This window comes from Caballeronia sp. SL2Y3 (assembly GCF_022879575.1).
Taxonomy (GTDB): Bacteria; Pseudomonadota; Gammaproteobacteria; order Burkholderiales; family Burkholderiaceae; genus Caballeronia.
Genome location: NZ_CP084260.1, coordinates 1,210,493 through 1,232,494, shown reverse-complemented (window position 1 = coordinate 1,232,494; position 22,002 = coordinate 1,210,493). Strand labels below are relative to the sequence as shown.

The window sequence follows — 22,002 nt, the reverse complement described above, 5'->3', positions numbered from 1 at the left end:
ACGGCGGCATTGCCGACAACCGCAGAAGCTACCATAGGCGCGCGAGGTCTGCTCCGCCGATAGAATGCAAGGCTTGGCGATGCAGCGAAACGGGTTCCGGAGCTTGCAGTTCGCTTGATGTGGCTTACCGATAACGTCTTCCAACGACAAACCACGCAGCCGATGTCATCCTCCACGACGCCCAGCCAGTCCGACGACGCGAAGCCCGGTTCGTCGCTGATCGTTTCCCTCGTCGCCGCGACTTTCTTCATGGAGAATCTGGACGGCACGATCATCGCGACCGCCATGCCGCAGATGGCGCACTCGTTCGGCGTGCATCCGGCCGACATGAGCCTCGGCATCACCGCGTATCTTCTGACGCTCGCCGTCTTCATTCCGATCAGCGGCTGGGCGGCCGACCGCTTCGGGCTGCGCACGGTGTTCGGCAGTGCGATCGCGGTGTTCACGGCGGCCTCCGTGCTGTGCGGCGCGACGTCGACGTTGCCGGCGTTCACCGCGGCGCGCGTGCTGCAAGGCATCGGCGGCGCGATGATGGTGCCGGTCGGCCGCCTGGCCGTGCTGCGCGCCACGCCGAAGGACGGACTGATGCGCGCGATCGCCATCATCACCTGGCCGGGTCTCGTCGCGCCGGTCATCGGACCGCCGCTCGGCGGCTTCATCACGACGTATTCGTCGTGGCGCTGGATCTTCTATCTGAACGTGCCGCTCGGTCTGATCGGCTTGCTGCTGACGCTGCGCCATATCGACAACGTGCGCGAAGACGCGAACCGCCGCTTCGATTTCGCGGGCTTCGTGCTGTGCGGCATCGCCTGCACGACGCTGCTCTACGCGATGGAACTGATCGGCCGCAACGACGCGTCGTGGAGCATGATTGGCGTGCTCGTCGCTGTGGGTATCGCGGCGGGCATGGCGTCGTGGCGATATCTGCTTCGGACGAAACAGCCGGTGGTCGATCTGTCGGCGCTCAAGGTGCACACCTTTGCCGTGGCGATGGGCGGCGGGTCGCTCTTTCGAATCGCGATCAGCGCCGCGCCGTTCCTGTTGCCGCTCATGTTTCAGGTGGGCTTCGGCATGAACGCGTTCATGTCGGGACTGCTCACGCTCTCCGTCTTCGCCGGCAATCTCGCGATGAAACTCGTCACCACGCCCGTGATGCGGCGCTTCGGCTTCAGGCCGGTGCTGGTGGTCAACGGGCTCATCGCCGCGCTTTCCCTTGCCGCGATGAGCCTGCTCGCGCCTTCGACGCCCACGCTCGTCATCGTCGTCGTGCTGTTCGTGAGCGGCCTGTCGCGCTCGCTGCAATTCACCGCGCTCAATACGCTCAGTTTCGCCGACGTGCCGAAGACGCAGATGAGCGGCGCCTCGGCGCTATCCAGCACGCTGTTTCAAATGTCGATGGGCGTGGGCGTCGCGGCCGGCGCGATCGCGCTGCGCATCGGCGAGTGGCTGCACGGGCATGACGCGCATTCCATCGGTCCGGAAGACTTCGGCGTGGCGTTTTTGATCGTGGCGTTGATCGGAGCGCTGGGCGTGATCGATCTGTGGCGTCTGCCCAAGGATGCAGGGGCGCTGGTTTCGGGGCATGTCAAAGGGAAGGCTACGGAGCGTTAGGCGCGTCAGAGGCGCGGAGTTCGAGCCTTGCAGAACTGGAAGCGTTGGTGTCCTGCAAGGCTCGCCCGGGCGGGGACGCTTACAAGACTCCGAACGGTTCAGACGTTCAGAGCGGCTGCTGGTTCGAAGCTCTAGAAAGGCCCCCACGTACCAAAGGCTCGGAAGGTTTGGGACGCTTTCAAGACTGCCAACAGTTCCAGATAGATCGGACCAGGTTAAAGGTTTGCGTGCTGGCGCCGTAAACGCGCGTATGAACCTGCAAAGTCTCGAATCCCTCGCCGCTCTGAGCGAAGCCGTCGCCGTGATCCGCCATGCGCGCGGGCTGAAGAATCCGGACGACCTGCCGACCGGCACGCCCGAATGGCAAACCGTCAGCGACGCCTTCGCGGACGACTTCCTGCGCGCCCTCGACGGCGAGCCGACCGTCCGCGCGTGGTGGACGATCTAGGCTTCGAAGAAGCGCTAGCGTCTCAGTGAATCCAGCCACCCGAGCGCAATCGCCGCATTGACGATCACGCCGGCGGTCGCCGCCAGCGCCGCGATCATCGTCCAGAACGCCGACCGGCGCGATGCCTCCGCGGATTCGCGAGCAAGTTGCGCAGCGTCGTTGGCCGACGACACCGACGCGAACATCGCCCGGAACTGCTCGTCCTGGCGCGCGGTGTCCTTCGCGTGCAGCCATGCGCGCTTATGCGCCGCTTCGGGGTCAGCGGACTGCGCCGCGTCGAGTTCCGCGCGTATCGACGCTTCGCCGGCTGCTTCGTAGCTACGAAAACGCGCCTCTCGCGTTTCGTCCGCGTTTTCTTTTTGATGCTCGGCCATATCCGCTCGCGCGCCGCTTAAGAAGCGCCTAGCGGTCGCTTGACATCGCCTTCAGGCGATCGTTGCCGGCATCGCGCGCGGCGTCGGCCGTGGCGAAGTTGTCTTCGGACACCAACGCGCGCTTGACCTCGCCCGCCGCGAAATCCACGAGCGTGATGACCCACACGAATCCGCCGCCCTGTTCCGCCGTCTGCACGAATGCACGCAGCTTGCCTTCATTCGACGATGTCATCTGATCCTCCACGTTGGTCCGGATGCTTCTGACAAGGCGCGGCGCTCACGCCTCGAAGTCCAGTCCGCCAAGCAGCACCGACGGCTCCGCCTGCGAGCGCGTCGGCACATCCACTTCGCGGGCGTCCTGCCATGCGCGCAGCTTGTCGCCGAGCGCGTCGAGATAACGCTGCAAACGCGCTTCGCCGCCGGGACGCAGCAATCGCTCGATCTCTTCGTCGTCCCACGTCAGGAAGACGTTCATGTCGAACGGATAACGCCGCGTGCGCGCGCCACGATCCGACGGCGGCGCGCTCACGCGCAGCCGCGCCGGCTCGCGCGGATTGCCGCCGGGCACGACTTCGACGCGCAATTTCTGATCGACCACGCGGGCCACGCCCTCGGCGATGCGCGGCATGATTTCGGTTTCGAACCTGTGCGCCTGTTCGCGATTCAACGCCTACCCCTTGGAACTGATTCAGACGGGCGGCAAGTCTTCGAGCGATTTCTCGATCTGCCCTTCCTGCACGCGCGCCTCGATGCCCACGTGGCCGTTCGAGTACGGCAATGCGGTGACTTTGGGTCCGAGAAACGTTCGCCCGCCGAGCCTGAAGAGCGTGCGGACTTCCTTGCCGCTTTTGATGGCGTCCACGACTTGATGGACGTCCACGATGGTGGTCGGCGCCGCCCAGTCGTTCGTGGCGGAATCGAAGCTGCCCCAGCGCACATTGGTCACGCGGTCGTTGACCCAACGCACGCCGTCGATCGCCAAAGTAGCCATAGCTGTCTCCGTGGTCGTTCGTTCGGGGTGGTGGTGCGTTGATGCTAGCACGGTGGGCGCGCAGTGCGTGTGCTGTGTTTAGTGGTGGAAAAGCAAAAAGCCCGGTCGCGATGACCGGGCTTTTCGTATGAATTCTTTGGGGTGGCTGATGGGACTCGAACCCACGACGACAGGAATCACAATCCTGGACTCTACCAACTGAGCTACAGCCACCGCTGACAACTAATTTGCTACGTCTCGTATTGGCAAGATTGCCTGCCAATCGAGAAGCGAGATTATACGAACAAAGTTTCTGCTTGCCTAGTGCTCTTGAGCATTCTTTTACGATCGATGCGTGCGGTCAGGACTCCACCGCTTCCGCCGCTTCGCGCAAGTAGGTGCGCGCCTCGTCGAAGATGCTCAGATCGCCCTTCGCAAGCCGGCGGCTGTCCGACAGCGTGCGCCGCCATCCCCGCGCGCCTGCGACGCCGCGATACAGGCCCAGCGCATGGCGTGTCACCGCGCCGAGATACGTGCCGCGCGCAAGTTCGGCGCGCGCATAGTCGATCAGTTGAGCTTCGATTTCCTCGCGCGTCGGCACCGGCGTCGTCGCGCCGTAGAACCGCGAATCGACACCCGCCAGCACATAAGGGTTGTGGTAGGCCTCGCGCCCGAGCATGACGCCATCGACATGCTTCAGGTGCTCCTCCACTTGGTCGAGCGTCGTGATGCCGCCGTTGATCGAAATCTCGAGATGCGGGAAGTCGCGCTTCAACCGGTACGCGTAGTCGTACTTGAGCGGCGGAATCTCGCGGTTCTCCTTCGGGCTCAGGCCCTTCAGGATCGCATTGCGCGCATGGACGATGAACACTTCGCAGCCCGCCTGCGCCACCGTGCCGACGAAATCGCGCACGAACGCGTAGTCCTCGACCGCATCGACGCCAATGCGATGTTTGACCGTCACCGGAATCGACACCGCATCGCGCATCGCCTTCACGCAGTCCGCGACGAGATCCGGCTCTTTCATCAGGCATGCGCCGAACGCGCCCCGCTGCACGCGCTCCGACGGGCAGCCGCAGTTCAGGTTGATCTCGTCGTAGCCCCATTGCTCGCCGAGTTTCGCGCTCTTCGCGAGATCGGCCGGTTCGCTGCCGCCCAATTGCAGCGCGACGGGCGCTTCCGCCGGCGTGAACGCGAGATGACGCGCGACATCGCCGTAAAGCAGCGCGCCGGTCGTCACCATTTCGGTGTAAAGCCACGCGTGATGCGACACCATCCGATGCAGCGAGCGGCAATGGCGATCCGTCCAGTCCATCATCGGGGCGACGGACACACGGCGGGGGCTGTTTTTCGAAGCGGCGGACATGGCAGACGTCTGGTTCGGCTAATCCGCAATTTTACCGCAGCGCGCAATGGGCGGTTCCCGGCGCGCATCCCGAATCTTTCGCCGCGCCGGCTGTCACACCGAACATGCGACGCCCGCGTGCGTCGCGCCTCGCGGAGACTGACATGAAAAGCATATCGATCGCGGCCGCTGCGCTGCTGTGCGCGGCGTTCGCCGCACAGGCGCAAACCGCGCGACCGGACGAAGGCGCGTCCATGGTCAAGCCGCCCAGCGCGCCCGGCTCGCCGGCAACGAGCGCCGCGCGCCCCGACAATCCCGACAACATGCCGGTCAAGCGCCCCGCCCCGCCGCCCAACAGCGACCGCATGCTGCATCACAGTCCCGCGAGCGACGCCATCGCGAAGTAGGCATCGGCTCCGGCTGGCGGGCGCGCGCCCCTATCGCCCCTATAATGGCGCTCGTCCCGATTTTCGCGCGAACCGCGTTCTCGCCTGCCAGCGGGTAAGCCAATGCAAAAACTCATTCTGCCGTTCGTCTCCGGTTTTCTTGCCGCACTCTTCTTTCGCGAATCGACGCTCGCGCTGCTGCACGCAGCCGGAATGATCGACGCCGCCGGCTTTTCGACCGCGCCGTTCCTGCCGCTCGGCATTCCCGAATTCATCGCCAATGCGTTGTGGAGCGCCGTGTTCGGCGTGTTGATGGCGTGGCTGTTGCGCGTCGCGCCCGAACACCGCGCGCCGTGGATCGGCGCGCTCGTGTTCGGCGGCATCGTGCTGACGGCGGTCAGCGCGTTCGTGATCGATCCGGCGCGCGGCATCTGGCCGAGCGGCAACATGCTGCCGCGCCTCGCGCCGGGCTTCATTGCAAACGCGATCTGGGGCTGGGGCGCGCTGGTGTTCATGCGCGCTTTCATGGCGGGCAGCGAGACCGCCTGAAAGCAAGCACAAGCGGCGAAGCAGCCGCTTCCGTTAGTCCTTCAATGAGCGCAGCGGATGCGTCGCCGGCGTCCAGGCGCTGTCGAACATGCGCTCGACGTCATCGGGCCGCACGTCTTCAGCGCGCGCCACTTTCCATTGCGGCTGGTTGTCCTTGTCGACGATGCGCGCCCGGATGCCTTCCAGCACGTCGCCCCGCTCGAAGACCGAGCGCGTGAGATCGAGATCGCGGCGCAGCGTTTCGGCCATCGTCGAGAAGCGCGCGCGGTCGACTTGCTGAAGCGACACATCCACGGACAGCGGCGAACGCTCGCGCAATGCGGCCGCCGTCGCGCGCAGCCATTCGTTGCCGGACGCTTCCGCGTCCCGCTCCAGCGAAGCGAGAATGGCCGCGCCGTTGCCGGCCGCGAAGTGCTTGTCGATGAGCGTGCGTGCCTCGGCGAGCGCGCTGGTATCCGGAATCGGCGAGACCTTGTACTTCGTGGTCTCGTTCTCGACGAAGCGCACAATCGCGACGCCATCCAGGAAACGCTGATGACGCAGCGATTCGATCAGGCCGGGCAGCGCGCCGTCGTCGAGATACGCGTCGGCCAGGCGGGCATAGAGCGCGTCCGCCGGGCCGATGCTCGCGCCGGTGGCGGCGAGATAACGGCCGATCGCGCCGGGCGCGCGGGCGAGAAACCAGCTCACGCCGACATCCGGAAAGAGACCGATGCGCGTTTCCGGCATGGCCATTTTCGTGGATTGCGTGACGATGCGCAGTCCGCCCGTATGATGCGCGCCCTGCGAAATGCCCATCCCGCCGCCCATCACGACGCCGTTCACGACGGCGATATACGGCTTCGGGAACGTGAAAATGGCGTGATTGAGCTTGTACTCTTCGGTAAAGAAGGCGTCGATGGAATCGCGGTCGCCGGCCTTCGCGGCTTCATAGAGAAAACGGATGTCGCCGCCGGCGCAGAACGCGCGCACGTGCGGGCTGTAGACGATTACGGCGCGAATCGCCTGATCGTGACGCCACGCGCGCAATGCCTCGCCGATGGCGTGCAGCATCGAGGGCGTCAGCGCGTTCAACGCTTTCGGGCGATCGAGCGCAATGAAGCCGATGCCGTTAGCGGTGTCAATACGAATGTCTTCGGTGGTCATCGTGTCGAGAAGTCGAAACGGTTCGTACGGTCACTTCACTCAGCAGGCGGCGAGCCACGCATCGAGCGACAACTCGACGAGTTCTCTCGCCGCGACGTCGGCGCTTGCCGCGCCGTTCAATTGTAGCGCGGTGATGCCATGCAGGTTCGCCCAGAAAGCCTGCGCGCAGGCAGCCGCAGCCGTGCCGTACGGCAGCCTTGCAAGCCGGTTCCCTGCCTGCAGTTCAAGGAATGCGTCCGCTATCAGCAAAAGCATGGCGGCGCTGTCGTCCGGGACGTTCGCGCCGTTGGCAGACACATGGTCCATGAACATCAGGCGGTAGGTTTCCGGCTCGCTGAGTCCGAACTGCACATAGGCGCGGCCTAACGCTTTCAGGCGCGCAGCGGCATCCGCGATGCTCGCGTACGGCGCGAACGCCGCGCGCAGTTGCGCGTGACCTTCTTCGCGCAACGCCCGCTCGATCTCGCCGCGATTCCGAAAGTGCAGATACAGCGCGGCAGGCGAGTAATCGATCGCTTCCGCGAGCTTGCGCATCGAGAGGGACGCGAGCCCTTCCCGTTTCACAATGCCGCGCGAGACTTCGAGTATGCGCTCACGCAGCGCGTCGCGCTGCTGCTTCTTGTTATGTCGTGACTGGCGCGTGCGCGCGTCGTCGACACTCATACGAGGCATGGCCGGCTCCGCCCGTTTGGATGTCGCTTTCGAAGACGAGTCGCGAACTGGCGAACTCGAGGACCGGAGAGGGTCAGACGATCATCTGACCGTCGTCGTCGCGCCGAGATCCGGATGCCGCGCGATACAGCGGCTCCTCGGACTCGCCGAGCACGACCGACGAAAACACGATGCAAAATCCCAGAATCAGGACACCGACAGCCGCCCAGATGAGCCACACTGCATTGGACTCGACGAGCGCGTGAAGAAAGGAATGAAACATGACGACCCCGCGCGATTTTTATAATGGCTGCTCAACCAATTGCGAACGCTCGTGAGCAAGCGACATGCCGTGCGAATCGCATCGCAAGCGGCACAATGGCAGGATCTTACTCTGTTGCTGCGCTGCGGGAAAGCGCACGCAGCCCTTTGGCGCGGGCTGGACGGTCGATCAGACGCTTCACGCCGTACACGCGCTGCCGCTATTCGACGATCACGCGCCCCGGCGGAAAGTGGCCGCTTCTCAGCAGCACCGGCATGCCCTGGGTGACCTGCAGATGTTCGCGCGCCACGGCTTCGATGCGGGCGCGGCCTGCATCGAAGGCATCGATCCAGCCGGCGCTGTCGAAAGTCTTCGCGCCGAAGTGATCTTCGAGCGCTTCGACGGAAATCGCGCATGGCACGCGTCGGCCATCGACGAGCGCGGCGAATTCGATCGTGAGATTGGAATCGCGATAATCGGGCGCGTCGGAAAGAAAACGAATGTTCATGAGACTCTCGTGGATCGGGCGGCGGACGGCAGGTGGTGCTCGCACCCGCACGCGGTGAGGTTGACGCATTGGGTTCGGTACGCGGGCACCGCTTCGCTGGCGTGCGCGTGAATCGATTCGCGGTCTATGGTACTCGCGCTCGCGCCGCGGGGTCCAGCGGCGCGGCGCGCGGGCACCTCAGGGATCGAGCACGTCCTCGTTCACGTCCACGACGAGCAGTGAACTCGCGAGCGGGTCTGTGTAGTTGAAATCGAGCGAACGCGTCATCTCGCGCACACGCTCGCAGACGCGCTGCCGCGCTTCATCCGACAAAGGCGGATAGTCGCGCAGCACCCGTGCGTCGAAGCGGTAATGCACGCCCCAGCCGATATTCCCCGCATGATTCGCCACCCCGCCCGTGCGCCAGCTCACGAATAGCGCGGGCGCCGCATCGGCTCCGCCGCCGATCTCGATGATGTCCGCGCCGATCGGAAACAGGTCGACGAGGCAGTTCGCGATATCGTAGAGCACCGCATGGCGAAGATGGATCGGGCGCATCACGTCGGTTGCAGCAGTCGGTCGATGTAATCGCGCGCCGCCTTCTCGACGCTTGCGAGCGCGTCGTCTTCCGTGGCGAAGCGCTGCTCGGGACCGAGATCGACCAGCGCCTCGAAGTGACGCGGCTCGTCGGGGCCGTTCTGCGCGAGACTCACGGACCCTACATAAATCGCCGTGCCGGCGTCACCGGGCTTCGAGTCGTGCGCCGGAACGAGCCGCGCCGATGCGCTGATGTAATAGCCTCGATAAGGGCCCGTCACTCTGTCGACCATTCCATTGCCTCCGTATGTATTCCGGGATGTGTGTTCGGTCGCGCTCCATCATGCGTTGGACGGCAAATCGCACCGATGCCCCGGTAGTCATAAGGCGCGCGACGCGGAAAATAGTTCACGACTCAGCGGCGGTGATCGGTTCCGCGAGTTCGTCGATTCACGCATCGCAAGCATTGCGCCCGCACAGCTTGGCACCCGTGCGCTCGGCGTCATGCAAGCGGCCTATGGGACAATGCTCATCCCAAAATACGGCGGCTCCGAACACAACGAGGAAAAGATGAATCGAAACGATCGGCCGATGCGCCGACTCCCGGCGTGCGCAAGCACGATGCCGAAAGCATTGCGCGCGGCGAGCATTGGCGCGGCAATCGTACTGGTCGCCAGCCTCGGCGCGTGCGCGTCGTCGAACGAAGCGTCGCTGATCAATTTGCCGGATGGCCAGACGGGCTATGCCGTCAATTGCAGCGGCGCGGACGCAGGCTCGAGCTGGGCGAGCTGCTATGTGCTCGCGGGCAAGGCGTGCGGCGCGACCGGCTATGACATCGTCTCGAAGGACAACGAGGAAGGCGGGCCGAGCGGCGGCGGCATCAGCAACGTAATCTCGGCGAACGTGAAGAACCGTTCGATGATCGTACGGTGCAAGTGAGCCAGCCGGCGACTCCTTCGCCCGCGTGGCCGCGCCTTCAGCTATGGTCCAGCGACAGTGCCGCGAAACTGTGGCCGAGCACGGCGCAGAGCGCTTCGACGACCATCTGGTGATCGCCACGCTGCGGCAGGCCCGACACCGTCACTGACCCGATGACGCCCGCACTCGCGACGCGGATCGGGAAACTGCCGCCGTGCGACGCGAACTGCGCGGGATCGAGGCCGAACTTGTCGGCGAGCGTGGTGCCCGCCTGTTGCAGCGTGAGACCGATGGCATACGAGCTGCGTCGAAAGTGCTCGACCGTCTTCGATTTGCGCTCGGCCCAGCGCGCGTTGTCCGGGCTCGTGCCATCGAGCGCGGCGAAAAACAGCCGTTGACCGAAGGTGCGCACGTCGATCACCACGGCAGCATCGCGTGCCAGCGCCATCTCGCGCAACTGCGTGCCGAGTTGCCACGCCTGATCGGCGTGAAACTGCGGAAAGACAAGCGTGTTTTCCTGATGCGCGATGGTTTGCAGGTCGTGCGGAATGTCCATGAGCGGCGCCTTTTCGTTAGCGTGGTGTCGGTTGTCGAATGCGGGATTTTGACACGGGCGCGCGCTAGGGGGAGCGCTAAGGTGAGCCATTCGATAGGAATACTGACGCTCGGAGAAAATGAACCGGCGGAAAAACAGAAAGGGGTTACAGGCCGAAGCACTGTAACCCCTTGAATGTGGTTGCGGGGGTAGGATTTGAACCTACGACCTTCGGGTTATGAGCCCGACGAGCTGCCAGACTGCTCCACCCCGCGTCCGTCGAAGAAAAGATTATAGGGCATCGTTTATGGAAAAGCAACGGTCCATGACGATTGATGCTTGATAAGCTGCCCGAGCGCTGCGTCGATTCGACTCGTCCCGCACCGGGCGCATCAGTAAAGCCGCACTTTCATGCATGGCATAATCGCCCGTTCAGCGGCATCGGTTATCGCGGTTATCGGTTATCGGCTCGGGAACAGGCATGCATTCCTTGCGGCGCGGCATCATGAGAAAGATCGGCGGCATCGCGGCGGTATGGGCGATGCTGCTTCTCTCGCTCGCGCCCGTCGTATCGCAGACGCTGAACGCCGAGCCTTTCGAAGCGCTGCTCGCATCGATATGCGCGTCGCGCATCGATACGCCTGATGACATCCACTCGGCGCACCATGCCGGCCACAGCGCCGTCGGCGCGCTCGACGCGTGCGGCTATTGCGGCTTCGTCGGACACGCGCCGGCGCCGCCGAGCTTCATTCAGGCGACTGCGTTCGCGAACTTCTCGCGCGATGCTTTCTCGGTAGCCAGCGGAGACAGCGCGTCAGATCTCAAACGCTTCACTAGCGCTCAGCCTCGCGCGCCTCCCGTATTCGCCTGAATCGCCCGCTATTCCGCACGCGTGATCCGCTTCTATGCGAAGCGAAAGGCGCGTCGCGACACCATGTTTTCGACAGGACACACCATGACGTTTCAATCCGCATTGCGGAGCGTGCTCGCGTTCGCGCTGGCCGCTTCAACACAACTGGCGCTCGCGCACGCGCTGCCGAAGCTCCAGCAGCCCGGCCCCGGCGCGACGGTCAGCGCGCCGCACGAAGTCTCCATCGAGTTCGGTGAACGCATCGAGCCGACTTTCAGTTCGCTCCTCGTCACCGACGCACACGGCACGCAAGTCAACACCGCGAAGTCGGCCGTCGATGCGAACGACAAGAAGCACATGAGCGTCGCCCTCGGCGATCTCGCGCCGGGCGTCTATACGGTGCAATGGACCGCGGTCGCAGCCGACGGTCATCGCACGCAAAGTCACTACAACTTCACGGTCAAGTGAGGCCGCTTTGAACAAGAACACATTCCTCTCGGGCGCGCTCGCATGCGCGTCGTTCGCCGTCTTCGCCAGCGCCGCGCACGCGGCCACGCTCGAAGCGCATGATTGCTGGGTCCGTGCGATGCCGCCGACCCTGCCGTCGTCGGGCTACTTCGTCGTGTCGAATAACGGCGATTCGCCCGCGACGCTCACCGCCGCGACGAGTCCCGCATTCGCCATGACGATGATGCACAAGTCGGAGAACAAGGGCGGCACGGCAACGATGGCGGCCGTCGCTACCGTCGAGGTGCCCGCGCACGGCTCGCTGGAATTCGCGCCGAAGGGCTATCACCTGATGATGGAACAGCCCGCCAAGCCGCTCAAGGTCGGCTCGACGATTCCGCTCGCCCTCACCTTCTCCGACAAGAGCACGCTCAACGTGGAGTGCGCGGTGAAATCCGCGGCGACGGTCGGCAAGTAACTCGCCGCCGAACGCAAAAAAAAAACGCGCCAGCCACGGCGCGTTTTTTCTTGAAGCAAGCCGATCAGGGCCGGTTGAACATGTCCATGATCTGCTTGCGCTCGTCGGTGGTGACTTGCGGCACCGGCGGCGCCTGCATGCCCGCCGGGCCGACGCCGCCCGCGGTCGTCGAATCGCCCGCCATCGGGTTCGTATTGTCGAGACCGATGCTCGCGACGAAGCCCGCGCCCGGCGTGCGGTCCGCGAAGAACAGTTCGCCGTCGACGGTCGTCACGCCGTCGGGCATGGCCATCTGCTGTTGCGGAATGCCGCGCAGCGCGCGTCCCATGTACTCGACCCAGATCGGCAACGCGAGCTGTGCGCCGAACTCCTTCGTGCCGAGGGACTTCGGCTGGTCGTAGCCCATCCACGCCACCGCGACGAGCTGATGCTGATAGCCCGCGAACCAGCCGTCCTTCGCCTCGTTGGTCGTGCCGGTCTTGCCCTGCAAGTCGTTGCGCTTGAGCACGTTGGTGCCCGAGCCCGTACCCGACGTCGCGACCGTGTGCAGCAGGCTGTTCATCACGTACGCGTTGCGCGGTTCGAGCGTCTGCGGCGCATTCGCGCCGGCGGTCAGTGGATCGGCGCGCGAAATCACGGTGCCGCGCGCATCCGCCACCTGCGCGATCAGATACGGATTGATGCGATACCCGCCGTTCGCGAACACCGAATACGCGCCGCTCAGTTGCAACGGCGTGACGAGCCCGGCGCCCAGCGCGAGCGGCAGATACGGCGGCGTCTTGTCCTTGTCGAAGCCGAACTTCTGCGTGACGAAGTCCTGCGCGTAGCCCGTGCCGATATACGACAGGATGCGGATCGACACGAGGTTCTTCGACTTCTGCAAGCCGGTGCGCATGGACATCGGGCCGTCGGGCTGATCGTCGTCCTTCGGCTCCCACGGCTCGCCGCCCGCGGGCGCCGGGAAGTACAGCGGCGCGTCGTTGATGATGGTCGCCGGTCCGAGCCCCTTGTCGAGCGCCGCCGAGTAGATGAACGGCTTGAAGCTCGAACCCGGCTGACGCCACGCCTGCGTGACGTGATTGAACTTGTTCTTGTTGAAGTCGAAGCCGCCCACGAGCGCGCGGATCGCGCCATCTTGCGGCACCATCGAGACGAGCGCGCCTTCCACCTGCGGCAACTGCGTGACCTGCCAGTTGTCCTTGGCGTCCTTCGTCAGGCGGATGATCGACCCTGGCCGAATGGCGAGCGCCTTCGACGCATTGCTGCGCAAGGCCGCTGCCACGAAGCGCAGTCCTTCGCCTGCGATCGTCGCCGTCTCGCCGCCGACGAACTGCGCGCTCACTTGCTTCGGGCTCGCCGCCGTCACCACGGCCGCGACGAGATCGCCATTGTCCGGATGATCGACGAGCGCGTCTTCGATGGCTTCGGCGCGGTCATCCGCCGCCGACGGCAATGCGATGTTGCCTTCCGGCCCGCGATAGCCGTGACGCCGCTCGTAGTCCATCACGCCTTTGCGCACGGCGCGGTAAGCGGCGTCCTGATCGGCCGAGTCGATAGTCGTCGTCACCGTGAGGCCGCGCGTGTAGGTCTCTTCCTTGTACTGCGCGTACATCATCTGCCGCACCATTTCCGCGACGTATTCCGCATGCACGCCGTACTCGGTGCCCGCCGACTTCGTGTGGATTTCCTCGGCGACGGCCTGATCGTACTGCGCGCGCGTGATGAAGTTGAGGTCCAGCATGCGCTTCAAGATGTACTGCTGGCGCACCTTCGCGCGCTTCGGATTCACGACCGGGTTATACGCGGACGGCGCCTTGGGCAGACCCGCGAGCATCGCGGCTTCGGCGAGCGTGATGTCCTTGAGGTCCTTGCCGAAGTACACGCGCGCGGCGGCCGAAAAGCCATACGCGCGCTCGCCCAGATAGATCTGGTTCATGTACAGCTCGAGAATCTGGTCCTTCGTGAGCGCGCGCTCGATCTTGTACGCGAGCAGCATCTCGTAGACCTTGCGCGTGTATGTCTTCTCGCTGGACAGAAAGAAGTTGCGCGCGACCTGCATGGTGATCGTGCTCGCGCCCTGCGATGCGCCGCCGTGCATCAGGTCGGTCACGCCCGCGCGCAGGATGCCGATGAAATCGACGCCGCCGTGATCGTAGAAGCGATAGTCTTCGATCGCGAGGACCGCTTTTTTCATCTGGTCCGGGATGTCCTGAAAGCGCACGAGGCTGCGCCGCTCTTCGCCGAATTCGCCGATCAGCACGTGATCGGCCGTGTAGACGCGCAGCGGCACCTTCGGCCGATAGTCGATGAGCGCATTGAGCGACGGCAGGTTCGGCTCCATCACGACGAGCGCATAGCCCACGATGAGCGCGCCGACCACCGCCGCCACTGCAGCGAGACCCGCGAACCACAGCGCGATGCGCCCGAATACCGAGCGGCCGCCATCGCGCCCGTCCCGGTCATTGCGGCCGTTTCGACCGTTTCGACCGTTGCGACCATTGCGGCCGTTGCCACCCCTACCGCCGCCGTCGCGGCCTGCCCCCGAGTCGTTGCGTGAGTCGTTCCAGCGCGGCTCGCGATCGTGTCGCGATGAATTCGAAGAGTCGGGGCGTTTGATGATAGGCATGACTGGGATGGTTCGGCGCGCTTTATAGCGCGCTTGGTGGCGCGCACTGCGCGGGTCGAAAGAAGCGGATCAGGCGGCGGACAAAGCGCGCGAGGAAGAACGCAAGCGCGGCAACGACCGGCGAGCGAATGCGTGAGCCGGTCCGACCGAGGAGTAACGGCACATTTTAAAGAATTCGGACGGACCGCTACAGAATGCGCAGGCATTTTTTGTAAGCAAATGACGTCGGGCGACTCGAAGAAGCGGGCCAACGACAACGTGCGCTTACCCACAGAAAGTGTTGAGAGCCTTGTGGACAACCCTATGAGAAAATCGTTAAGCCGTTGATCGGGCGCGCTTTTTCGTGCACGCTCATACGCTGAGCCACGGCGCGCATTCCGGCGACGATAGGCGACCGCGAGCACGCACAGCCGCCTCGCGAACCGATATGATGGATACATGTATAGCCGGGGCTTTTCGCCGGCGAACGACCTGCGGTAACGAAGTGAGCGATCCCGGGATCGGGACCGCGCATGCGATGTTTGCAATCGCCTTACTGTCTGCGAGCCGCTCATGACGACCAAGCCTACCGAACGCATCGTTGTATTCGTGACCCCCGCGCAGAAGCTCGCCATCAGCAAGACCGCGGACGACCTCGGCATCAGCGTGAGCGAACTCATGCGGCGGGCGGTGCTCAACTTCAACGCGACGAGCGAGCAGATCAAGGTGGCGGGCATCGTCGACCGTCTGCGCGCGCCGAAAGCCCCCGATCCGCTCGATGTCGCGCTGCGCAGCGTGGCAGCGAAGGCAGCGGCCCGCGAGGCGCGCGAAGCCGCCGCGGGCGCGGCCAAGATCGCGCGAACGCAGGCTGCGGCGGCGGCTGCATCGACGGTGGCGACGGCAAGCGTTCCCGTGAGCCGCGACGACACCGACAGCGCCGGCGAAGACGCCTCGCTGACCGGCGACGAACGGCTCGGCGGTTAGGCTCGTCCACAGTTCTCTCTTCACGGCGCGCGTCTGCGTAGCCGTTACATTCCTTCACCTTGCTTAAGTCCATATTAAGTCGCGACGTGCTCTAATGAACGGGTAAACCCGCGCGTGAATGCGGCTTGCTCGCGCTTGCATTCCAGGCGCGGCGCCTCAGATTCGATGCGCGGCGCGCCAGCCGCGGTCTAGTGGTCCGTGGTTTTCATCCAGGAGATACATACATGTCGCTTTTCGATTCCATCTCGCGCACCGTCAAAGGTCTGCTGAACGATGCCGCCGACACCATGCAGGATCCCTCGCGCGACGCCCGCCAGATCGTGCGCGAACTGGACGACAGCATCGCGAAGGCGGAGAACTCGCTGATCGAGATCGAGGCGCAGGTCGCCACGCAGCAGAGCAAGCGCGACGCCGCCGCCGAGAAGGCGAGGAAGTACGAAGACGGCGCCAAGCGCGCGCTGCAAAGCGGCGACGAAGGTCTCTCACGCGAGGCGCTCGCGGCACAAGCCAACGCGGAAACGGAGCGCGACGCGCTCGCCGCCGAACTGCAAACGCTCGTGCCTTCGGTCGATCACCTGAAGCAGCAGATCGCCGACATGCGCCAGCGCCGCAACGATCTCAACGCGCGCTCGAACATCCTCCAGGCGAAGCAGCAGATCGCGCAGGCGAAGGACACCGCCGCGACGGCGCTCGGCGGCATCGGCGGAAAAAATCTGTCGGAAGATTTTCAGAAGCTGGAGGACAAGGTCCAGCTCGCGAACGCCCGCTCCGACGCGCGCCTGAATTCGGCGGACCAGAAGTCCGGCAAGGCGCTCGACGACAAGCTGGCTGCGCTCAATCGCGGTCCTTCGGTGGAAGACCGTCTGGAAGCGCTGAAAAAGCAGTTGAATACGCCGGCGCAGTAACCACGGTGGCTGCCGCCGCCGCTTCGCGGACTCTTGCGCTTTCGGGTATCCGCCTTGCGATGTCTCGGCAATCACCGATCGCAGCTTCGAATGGAGACGGGCGTCACAACGCCCGGCCCGCACATGAAAAAGACTTTGACGGCTCTCGCCTTATCGATGTCCCTCGCGCTGTCGGTCGCTTCGCCGCTCGCATTGGCCGCCGTGCCGACCGCGCAGCAGGTCGAGCAATCGATGACGCAGGGCGACTGGCAGAAAGCCGACGCGCAGTTGAGCGAAGTGCTCGGCGCGCATCCGAAGAACGCGCACGCGCATTATCTCTACGCGCAGGTGCTGGACCGCGAAGGCCGCGCGAGCGACGCGCTTTCGCACTTGCAGCAGGCGAAGACGCTCGATCCGTCGCTGAGCTTCACGGACCCGTCGCGCTTCGCGTCCACCGAGGCGCGCATCCGCAACGACGCCAACCGCGCCAATGCGACGACTAATCGTGCGTCCAACGGATCGGTCGCGCTGAATCCGTTCAACCCGGCGCAAGCCGCCGCGCCGCAGAAGCATGGCCCGTCGATGAGCATGTGGATCGGCCTCGCGGTACTGATCGCGGCGATTGCGCTGGTGCTGCGCTGGGGCCTGCGACGCGCCCGCGCCCGCGACGACGGCCGCAGCCAGGACGACCGCCGCGCGCAGCTCAAACGCGCGACCGAGTTGCTCAACGACGTGCGCACGCTGAAGCTCGACGTGAGGCTCTCGACCGCGCCCGGTCATGAGGCGCTTCTGCGCGACGTCGAAAGCGCGGAAACGCAGTTGCGCGAGATGGTGGAGTCGCTCTCAAACGCGAAGAATCCGGTGCCGCCGTACGCCATCGAGGATCTCGAGAACCAGGTGGCGAGCCTGAAGGCGCGCGCCGAAGGCCGGCCGGATCCAAATGCGGCGAATGCGGCGAATGCCGGTGCGCAAGGCCAGTCGCCGTTCGCGCAGGAAGCCGACCGCTTCGGGCGCGGCCAGCAGCCATACGGTCCGCAGGCGCCGTATCCGCAGCAGGGACCGTATCCGCCGCAAGGGCAGCAGCCGCCCGTCATCATCCAGCAAGGCGGCGGCGGGTTCGGTGGCGGCATGGGCGGCCTGTTGACCGGCGTGCTGCTCGGCGAAGCCATGTCGCACGGACGCGACCGCGTGATCGAGCGCGAAGTGCCGGTCGAACGCCGCGACGCCGGCAACGACAATGGCGGGCTGGACTTCGGCAATAACAACGGCGGCGGCCTGGACTTCGGCAACGGATCGAACGACTGGGATGACGGCGGCGGCAGCGGCGGCGGAGGCGGTCTCGATCTCGGCAGCAACGACGACAACTGGCGCGACACCTAAAGCGCTTCGTCGAGCCACAAGCAAGCAAGGCCCCGCTCGCGGGGCCTTATTCTTTTCTATGCTTGCTTCAGCCGCCGCCCAAAAAGCGCAGCAACGCCCACAGAAACTTGAAGAAACCGACGACGAATTCCCAGATGCGTTCGAGCTGATCCCACGTCGCCACGCGCCAGAACGTGTGCAGGATCATGCGAGGGGGCTTGAAAGAGGCATCGTGGAAACAAAAAAGGCGGCCTGCGCCGCCTTTTGCGAATGCAAAGATCGCATGATAACCAATCGGCGTGAGCTCCCGCGTGATCGGCGGGAGCACATGCGTCAACTGGCGGACGGCGTGTCGCCCTGCTCCGGCGGCACTTCGTCGGTCAACGCCTCCTCCAGCCGCTCGAATACGCGTCTCGTCGCGCCGCGCGCCTGAAGCGCGAAAAGCAGCAGCGACCGGCCCGTGACCTGATAGACATCGCCCGAATCGAACTGCGGCAGTTCCTCGCGGACAGGCGCGTTGGTGTCGATCAGACAGCTCCACTGATCCGGTCCAGGAATGTCCGGCAGCGTGAAATCGACGACATCGTGGTACGCGTTCACGATCAACAGAAGCGTCGCGTCCGATGCCGGCTTGCGGATGCCGGTGGCCTGCGCGCGGCCGTCGATCACCACGCCGAAGCAGCGCATGCCGGGGTCGTCCCACTGCTCGGGCGTGAGCGCGTCGCCGCTCGGGCTGAGCCAAGTCACGTCGGCCACTTCCAGGTCTTCACGGACTTCGCCCGTCAGGAAGCGCTGGCGCCGCAGCACCGGCAGCGTATGACGCAGCGTCGTCAGCTTGCGCACGAACTCGGTCAGCGCGCGGCCGTCGTCGTCGATGCCTTCCCAGTCGACCCAGCTGATCTCATTGTCCTGACAATAGGCGTTGTTATTGCCCTGCTGCGTGCGGCCGAACTCGTCGCCCGCGAGAACCATCGGCGTGCCTTGCGAGAACAGGAGCGTCGCGAGCAGATTGCGCTTCTGCCGCTCGCGCAACGCGCGGATCTCCGGGTCGTCGGTCGGACCTTCGACGCCGCAGTTCCACGATTTGTTGTCCGAATGACCGTCCTTGTTGTCTTCGCCGTTCGCCTCGTTGTGCTTGTCGTTGTAGGAAACGAGATCGTTAAGCGTGAAGCCGTCGTGCGCCGTGATGAAGTTCACGCTCGCCCACGGACGGCGCCCGCGCTTGTTGAACTTGTCGCCCGAAGCGGTGATGCGCGTCGCCAGTTCGGCGGATTCGCCTTCGTCGCCCTTCCAGAACGCGCGCACGGTATCGCGATAGCGGTCGTTCCATTCGGCCCAGCCCGGCGGGAAGCCGCCGACCTGATAGCCGCCCGGACCGCAATCCCACGGTTCCGCGATCAGCTTGACGCTCGAGAGAATCGGGTCCTGGCGGCAACTGTCGAGGAAGCCGCCGCCTTCGTCGAAGCCATACGGCTCGCGGCCGAGAATGGTCGCGAGATCGAAACGGAAGCCGTCGACGTTCATCTCCGTCACCCAGTAGCGCAGGCTGTCGGTGACCATCTGCAAGACGCGCGGATGCGAGAGATTGAGCGTGTTGCCCGTGCCCGTGTCGTTGATGTAGTAGCGCGTCTGCTCGGGCATCAGCCGGTAGTACGACGCGTTGTCGATGCCGCGGAACGATAGCGTCGGCCCGCGCTCGTTGCCTTCGGCCGTGTGGTTGTAGACCACGTCGAGAATCACTTCGAGGCCGGCCTCGTGCAAGCGGTCGACCATCTCCTTGAACTCCGCGACGACGCCCGGCCCACGCGAGAAATAGCGCGGATCGGCCGCGAAGAAGCCGATGGTGTTGTAGCCCCAGTAGTTCGTGAGGCCCTTGTCGAGCAGATAGCTGTCGTTCACGAACGCGTGGATCGGCAGCAGCTCGACGGACGTCACGCCGAGGCTCTTGATGTAGTCGACCACTTCCTTCTGCCCGAGCCCTTCGAAGGTGCCGCGCATGTTTTCGGGAATCGCCGGATGGCGCTTCGTGAAGCCGCGCACGTGCGTTTCGTAGAAGATGGTGTGTTCCCACGGCACGCGCACGCGCGTCGCATGCGTCCACGTGAAGTTCTGGTCGATCACCTGGCATTTCTGCATGAACGGCGCGCTGTCGCGTTCGTCGAACGTGAGGTCGTCGCCCTCTGCGTTGAGCGTATAGCCGAAGAGCGCCGGGTCGAACTTCATCTCGCCGACGTGCGCTTTCGCGTACGGGTCGAGCAACAGCTTGTTCGGATTAAAGCGATGTCCGTTCTCCGGCTCGTAAGGCCCGTGCACGCGGTAGCCGTACACAGCGCCCGGCTTGAGGCCATGCAGATAGACGTGCCAGACTTCATCGGTGTATTCGGGCAGCTCGATGCGCTGCGTTTCCTGCTCGCCTTTCTCGTCGAAGAGGCACAGTTCGACTTTCGTCGCGTTGGCGGAAAACAGGGCGAAGTTGACGCCGTTTCCGTCCCACGTCGCGCCAAGCGGAAACGGGGACCCTTCGGCAATGCGGAATTGATTCGGCATGAGGATGATCTGCAGAGAATGACGCGCGATGCGTCGGTATAGGGGTGCCGCATTGCACGGCATTAAGCGGATTGGGTAAGAGCAAGGCATGTGCCCGCAACCACGACGCCAGCGCCTCCTTAAGCCGCCGTGAACTGCGGTATGCTGACCTGTCCATCGCACATGCAGCATTCGCTCGCCGAAGGAGACACGTTTGTCCACGCGCTTCAACTCCATCCCGACGACATCGCAAGCAAGCGGCACCGCCGACGAAAGCCGCGCCGCCGGCCGCGCGCTGCGCGACGCCATCCCTTTCGAGGCCCACGCGAACTGGCAGCCCGAGCCGGACCGCCCCGATCCCGTCGAGCGCGTGCTCGCCGTCAACGCGGGACGGCAGGCGCGGCTCGTGCCGCTGCGCATGTCGCGCATGGCCGAATCGCCGTTCGCGTTTCTGCGCGGCGCGGCGACCGTCATGGCCTGGGATCTGTCGAGATCGCCGTCGATCGGCCACAACGTGATGATCGACGGCGACGCGCACATCAACAATTTCGGCCTCTTTCGCACGCCGCGTCAGGACGTCGTGTTCGATCTGAACGATTTCGACGAGACGATCGTCGCTCCGTGGGAATGGGACCTCAAGCGCCTGACCGCGAGCATCAACGTCGCGGCCCGCGAAAACAGCGTGGACATGGAAGGCCGGGAGCGCGCCGTGCGTTCCGCGTGCGAGGCGTACCGCACGACGATGAACGAACTGCGCCAGGTAAGCCCCTACGATCTGTGGCAGATGCGCTCTTACGCGAGCGCCCTGCACATCGACGCGCCCACGCATCTCGACGCCGACGAAAAGGCCACCATCGAGCGCACGGTCGAGCGCGCGATGAAACGCTCGCACGCAACGATGCTCGCCAAGGTCGCGGAGCCGGCCGGCAAAAGCTGGCGCTTCAAGGTCGATCCGCCGATCCTCACGCAACTCGACGCCGCCGAGAAGAATCACGTCATCGACGGCTTCAGGGCGTATCTGCAGACCATCGCGGGCGAGTGGCGCATGATGCTCGAACGCTACGATGTCGTCGATGTCGCGCATCGCGTGGTGGGCGTCGGAAGCGTCGGCACGCGTGCGTATCTCGTGCTGCTGATCGGCCGCGCGCTCGGCGACCCGATCTTCATGCAAGTGAAGGAAGGCATCGTGCCGGCTGCCGCGCCGTTTGTGCCGCCGCTCGAAGAACCGTTCCGGCATCAGGGCAGGCGCGTGGTGCACGGACAGCGGCTCCTGCAAAGCTCATCCGATGCGCTGCTCGGCTGGACGACCATCGCCGGGCGCGATTTCTACGTACGCCAGATGAAGCAGATCCGCGGCTCCGTTCCCGTCGACTGGCTGCATGGCGCCACGTTCGACTTCTACGCGTGGTGTCTCGGACTGCTGCTCGCCCGCGCGCATGCGCGCACCGGCGACCCGGCGCTGATCGCGGGCTACTGCGGCGCATCCGACAAGCTCGACGCCGCCTACGCAACGTGGGCCGAGCGATACGGCGCCCAGACCGTCGCGGATCACGCGGCCTTTTGCGCGGCGATCAGCGTGGGGCGCGTTCAGGCCGCGTAGTCACTCGCCCGCGACGCGCAACCGGATTGACTATCATTGCCTTGCCTGCG

26 protein-coding genes and 2 tRNA genes are annotated in these 22,002 nt (G+C 64.6%); 12 read left to right on the top strand and 16 right to left on the bottom strand.

The features are described 5' to 3' along the window. The first annotated feature begins 162 nt into the window (after positions 1-162). Together LDZ26_RS05830 and LDZ26_RS05825 are read left to right on the top strand one after the other, a co-directional pair. A complete protein-coding gene (locus tag LDZ26_RS05830) occupies positions 163-1,611 on the top strand; it encodes an MFS transporter (RefSeq protein WP_244848571.1) in 1,449 nt (482 codons plus the stop codon). A gap of 250 nt (positions 1,612-1,861) precedes the next feature. After that, positions 1,862-2,059, top strand: coding sequence for a hypothetical protein (locus LDZ26_RS05825; protein ID WP_244848570.1), 198 nt, complete (start codon positions 1,862-1,864; stop codon positions 2,057-2,059). 14 nt (positions 2,060-2,073) lie between these two features. On the opposite strand, the gene LDZ26_RS05820 is transcribed toward LDZ26_RS05825, so the two are convergent. From LDZ26_RS05820 to dusA, 6 genes are all read right to left on the bottom strand, one after another. Beyond that, positions 2,074-2,433 (bottom strand): hypothetical protein, encoded by a 360-nt coding sequence (locus LDZ26_RS05820; RefSeq protein ID WP_244848569.1) that lies wholly within the window; start codon positions 2,431-2,433, stop codon positions 2,074-2,076. A 28-nt stretch (positions 2,434-2,461) separates the two neighbouring features. Then, a complete protein-coding gene (locus LDZ26_RS05815) occupies positions 2,462-2,665 on the bottom strand; it encodes a hypothetical protein (protein WP_244848568.1) in 204 nt (67 codons plus the stop codon). 45 nt (positions 2,666-2,710) lie between these two features. Further along, positions 2,711-3,100, bottom strand: coding sequence for a DUF5594 family protein (locus LDZ26_RS05810; protein ID WP_255774907.1), 390 nt, complete (start codon positions 3,098-3,100; stop codon positions 2,711-2,713). Positions 3,101-3,121: 21 nt separating this feature from the next. Beyond that, entirely contained in the window at positions 3,122-3,424 is a 303-nt protein-coding gene (locus LDZ26_RS05805; RefSeq protein ID WP_159836054.1) for a hypothetical protein, read from the bottom strand. A gap of 137 nt (positions 3,425-3,561) precedes the next feature. After that, a tRNA-His gene (locus LDZ26_RS05800) sits at positions 3,562-3,637 on the bottom strand. Between the two features lie 127 nt (positions 3,638-3,764). Further along, on the bottom strand, positions 3,765-4,769 hold the full coding sequence (dusA, locus tag LDZ26_RS05795) for a tRNA dihydrouridine(20/20a) synthase DusA (protein ID WP_244848566.1): 1,005 nt from the start codon (positions 4,767-4,769) through the stop codon (positions 3,765-3,767). Between the two features lie 143 nt (positions 4,770-4,912). Here dusA and LDZ26_RS05790 point away from each other — a divergent pair, with 143 nt between their 5' ends. Both LDZ26_RS05790 and LDZ26_RS05785 read left to right on the top strand, forming a co-directional pair. After that, on the top strand, positions 4,913-5,155 hold the full coding sequence (locus LDZ26_RS05790; protein WP_244848565.1) for a hypothetical protein: 243 nt from the start codon (positions 4,913-4,915) through the stop codon (positions 5,153-5,155). A 102-nt stretch (positions 5,156-5,257) separates the two neighbouring features. Further along, positions 5,258-5,683, top strand: coding sequence for a hypothetical protein (locus LDZ26_RS05785; RefSeq protein WP_175940213.1), 426 nt, complete (start codon positions 5,258-5,260; stop codon positions 5,681-5,683). Between the two features lie 33 nt (positions 5,684-5,716). Here LDZ26_RS05785 and LDZ26_RS05780 read toward each other — a convergent pair whose 3' ends face one another. The 6 genes from LDZ26_RS05780 to LDZ26_RS05755 form a co-directional block, all read right to left on the bottom strand. Continuing rightward, positions 5,717-6,829 carry an enoyl-CoA hydratase/isomerase family protein gene (locus LDZ26_RS05780; protein ID WP_244848564.1) on the bottom strand — a complete coding sequence of 371 codons (1,113 nt, stop codon included), beginning with the start codon at positions 6,827-6,829 and terminating at the stop codon, positions 5,717-5,719. A 39-nt stretch (positions 6,830-6,868) separates the two neighbouring features. Continuing rightward, positions 6,869-7,501 (bottom strand): TetR/AcrR family transcriptional regulator, encoded by a 633-nt coding sequence (locus LDZ26_RS05775; RefSeq protein ID WP_244848563.1) that lies wholly within the window; start codon positions 7,499-7,501, stop codon positions 6,869-6,871. Between the two features lie 73 nt (positions 7,502-7,574). Next, on the bottom strand, positions 7,575-7,763 hold the full coding sequence (locus LDZ26_RS05770; protein ID WP_244848562.1) for a hypothetical protein: 189 nt from the start codon (positions 7,761-7,763) through the stop codon (positions 7,575-7,577). Positions 7,764-7,962: 199 nt separating this feature from the next. After that, positions 7,963-8,250, bottom strand: coding sequence for a DUF1488 domain-containing protein (locus LDZ26_RS05765; RefSeq protein WP_244848561.1), 288 nt, complete (start codon positions 8,248-8,250; stop codon positions 7,963-7,965). Between the two features lie 177 nt (positions 8,251-8,427). Further along, positions 8,428-8,787: a hypothetical protein gene (locus tag LDZ26_RS05760; RefSeq protein ID WP_244848989.1), complete on the bottom strand. Its 360-nt coding sequence runs from the start codon at positions 8,785-8,787 to the stop codon at positions 8,428-8,430. Beyond that, positions 8,787-9,059 (bottom strand): hypothetical protein, encoded by a 273-nt coding sequence (locus tag LDZ26_RS05755; RefSeq protein ID WP_244848560.1) that lies wholly within the window; start codon positions 9,057-9,059, stop codon positions 8,787-8,789. The genes LDZ26_RS05760 and LDZ26_RS05755 overlap by 1 nt, the downstream gene beginning before the upstream one ends. Positions 9,060-9,387: 328 nt before the next feature. Between LDZ26_RS05755 and LDZ26_RS05750 the strand changes: the two genes are divergently transcribed. Continuing rightward, positions 9,388-9,705: a hypothetical protein gene (locus LDZ26_RS05750; RefSeq protein ID WP_370650667.1), complete on the top strand. Its 318-nt coding sequence runs from the start codon at positions 9,388-9,390 to the stop codon at positions 9,703-9,705. A gap of 37 nt (positions 9,706-9,742) precedes the next feature. Here the strand turns inward: LDZ26_RS05750 and LDZ26_RS05745 are convergent, their stop codons facing one another. Beyond that, a complete protein-coding gene (locus LDZ26_RS05745; RefSeq protein ID WP_244848558.1) occupies positions 9,743-10,240 on the bottom strand; it encodes a heme-degrading domain-containing protein in 498 nt (165 codons plus the stop codon). Between the two features lie 177 nt (positions 10,241-10,417). Beyond that, a tRNA-Met gene (locus LDZ26_RS05740) sits at positions 10,418-10,494 on the bottom strand. A 230-nt stretch (positions 10,495-10,724) separates the two neighbouring features. On the opposite strand from LDZ26_RS05740, the gene LDZ26_RS05735 reads away from it, so the two are divergent. From LDZ26_RS05735 to LDZ26_RS05725, 3 genes are all read left to right on the top strand, one after another. Beyond that, entirely contained in the window at positions 10,725-11,090 is a 366-nt protein-coding gene (locus tag LDZ26_RS05735) for a DUF2946 domain-containing protein (RefSeq protein ID WP_244848557.1), read from the top strand. Positions 11,091-11,174: 84 nt separating this feature from the next. Further along, positions 11,175-11,537, top strand: a complete 363-nt coding sequence (locus tag LDZ26_RS05730) for a copper resistance protein CopC (RefSeq protein WP_244848556.1) — start codon at positions 11,175-11,177, stop codon at positions 11,535-11,537. A gap of 7 nt (positions 11,538-11,544) precedes the next feature. Continuing rightward, the gene (locus tag LDZ26_RS05725) at positions 11,545-11,994 is read left to right on the top strand and encodes a copper chaperone PCu(A)C (protein ID WP_244848555.1); all 450 of its coding nucleotides are present in this window, start codon (positions 11,545-11,547) and stop codon (positions 11,992-11,994) included. 64 nt (positions 11,995-12,058) lie between these two features. Here the strand turns inward: LDZ26_RS05725 and LDZ26_RS05720 are convergent, their stop codons facing one another. Then, positions 12,059-14,620, bottom strand: coding sequence for a penicillin-binding protein 1A (locus LDZ26_RS05720; RefSeq protein ID WP_244848554.1), 2,562 nt, complete (start codon positions 14,618-14,620; stop codon positions 12,059-12,061). Positions 14,621-15,172: 552 nt separating this feature from the next. On the opposite strand from LDZ26_RS05720, the gene LDZ26_RS05715 reads away from it, so the two are divergent. From LDZ26_RS05715 to LDZ26_RS05705, 3 genes are all read left to right on the top strand, one after another. Continuing rightward, entirely contained in the window at positions 15,173-15,583 is a 411-nt protein-coding gene (locus tag LDZ26_RS05715) for a hypothetical protein (protein WP_244848553.1), read from the top strand. Positions 15,584-15,807: 224 nt separating this feature from the next. Then, positions 15,808-16,488, top strand: coding sequence for a PspA/IM30 family protein (locus LDZ26_RS05710; RefSeq protein ID WP_244848552.1), 681 nt, complete (start codon positions 15,808-15,810; stop codon positions 16,486-16,488). A 123-nt stretch (positions 16,489-16,611) separates the two neighbouring features. Next, positions 16,612-17,847: a tetratricopeptide repeat protein gene (locus tag LDZ26_RS05705; protein ID WP_244848551.1), complete on the top strand. Its 1,236-nt coding sequence runs from the start codon at positions 16,612-16,614 to the stop codon at positions 17,845-17,847. 312 nt (positions 17,848-18,159) lie between these two features. Here LDZ26_RS05705 and glgX read toward each other — a convergent pair whose 3' ends face one another. Further along, positions 18,160-20,373, bottom strand: coding sequence for a glycogen debranching protein GlgX (gene glgX / locus LDZ26_RS05700; protein ID WP_244848550.1), 2,214 nt, complete (start codon positions 20,371-20,373; stop codon positions 18,160-18,162). Positions 20,374-20,566: 193 nt separating this feature from the next. Here glgX and LDZ26_RS05695 point away from each other — a divergent pair, with 193 nt between their 5' ends. Beyond that, entirely contained in the window at positions 20,567-21,952 is a 1,386-nt protein-coding gene (locus LDZ26_RS05695) for a DUF2252 domain-containing protein (RefSeq protein WP_244848549.1), read from the top strand. Positions 21,953-22,002: the final 50 nt, after the last annotated feature.

Coding starts and splice junctions, on each gene's coding strand:
- LDZ26_RS05830 (WP_244848571.1), top strand. CDS start 163: ATGTCATCCTCCACGACGCCCAGCCAGTCCGACGACGCGAAGCCCGGT.
- LDZ26_RS05825 (WP_244848570.1), top strand. CDS start 1,862: ATGAACCTGCAAAGTCTCGAATCCCTCGCCGCTCTGAGCGAAGCCGTC.
- LDZ26_RS05820 (WP_244848569.1), bottom strand. CDS start 2,433: ATGGCCGAGCATCAAAAAGAAAACGCGGACGAAACGCGAGAGGCGCGT.
- LDZ26_RS05815 (WP_244848568.1), bottom strand. CDS start 2,665: ATGACATCGTCGAATGAAGGCAAGCTGCGTGCATTCGTGCAGACGGCG.
- LDZ26_RS05805 (WP_159836054.1), bottom strand. CDS start 3,424: ATGGCTACTTTGGCGATCGACGGCGTGCGTTGGGTCAACGACCGCGTG.
- dusA (WP_244848566.1), bottom strand. CDS start 4,769: ATGTCCGCCGCTTCGAAAAACAGCCCCCGCCGTGTGTCCGTCGCCCCG.
- LDZ26_RS05790 (WP_244848565.1), top strand. CDS start 4,913: ATGAAAAGCATATCGATCGCGGCCGCTGCGCTGCTGTGCGCGGCGTTC.
- LDZ26_RS05785 (WP_175940213.1), top strand. CDS start 5,258: ATGCAAAAACTCATTCTGCCGTTCGTCTCCGGTTTTCTTGCCGCACTC.
- LDZ26_RS05780 (WP_244848564.1), bottom strand. CDS start 6,829: ATGACCACCGAAGACATTCGTATTGACACCGCTAACGGCATCGGCTTC.
- LDZ26_RS05775 (WP_244848563.1), bottom strand. CDS start 7,501: ATGCCTCGTATGAGTGTCGACGACGCGCGCACGCGCCAGTCACGACAT.
- LDZ26_RS05770 (WP_244848562.1), bottom strand. CDS start 7,763: ATGTTTCATTCCTTTCTTCACGCGCTCGTCGAGTCCAATGCAGTGTGG.
- LDZ26_RS05765 (WP_244848561.1), bottom strand. CDS start 8,250: ATGAACATTCGTTTTCTTTCCGACGCGCCCGATTATCGCGATTCCAAT.
- LDZ26_RS05760 (WP_244848989.1), bottom strand. CDS start 8,787: ATGCGCCCGATCCATCTTCGCCATGCGGTGCTCTACGATATCGCGAAC.
- LDZ26_RS05755 (WP_244848560.1), bottom strand. CDS start 9,059: ATGGTCGACAGAGTGACGGGCCCTTATCGAGGCTATTACATCAGCGCA.
- LDZ26_RS05750 (WP_370650667.1), top strand. CDS start 9,388: ATGCCGAAAGCATTGCGCGCGGCGAGCATTGGCGCGGCAATCGTACTG.
- LDZ26_RS05745 (WP_244848558.1), bottom strand. CDS start 10,240: ATGGACATTCCGCACGACCTGCAAACCATCGCGCATCAGGAAAACACG.
- LDZ26_RS05735 (WP_244848557.1), top strand. CDS start 10,725: ATGAGAAAGATCGGCGGCATCGCGGCGGTATGGGCGATGCTGCTTCTC.
- LDZ26_RS05730 (WP_244848556.1), top strand. CDS start 11,175: ATGACGTTTCAATCCGCATTGCGGAGCGTGCTCGCGTTCGCGCTGGCC.
- LDZ26_RS05720 (WP_244848554.1), bottom strand. CDS start 14,620: ATGCCTATCATCAAACGCCCCGACTCTTCGAATTCATCGCGACACGAT.
- LDZ26_RS05715 (WP_244848553.1), top strand. CDS start 15,173: ATGACGACCAAGCCTACCGAACGCATCGTTGTATTCGTGACCCCCGCG.
- LDZ26_RS05710 (WP_244848552.1), top strand. CDS start 15,808: ATGTCGCTTTTCGATTCCATCTCGCGCACCGTCAAAGGTCTGCTGAAC.
- LDZ26_RS05705 (WP_244848551.1), top strand. CDS start 16,612: ATGAAAAAGACTTTGACGGCTCTCGCCTTATCGATGTCCCTCGCGCTG.
- glgX (WP_244848550.1), bottom strand. CDS start 20,373: ATGCCGAATCAATTCCGCATTGCCGAAGGGTCCCCGTTTCCGCTTGGC.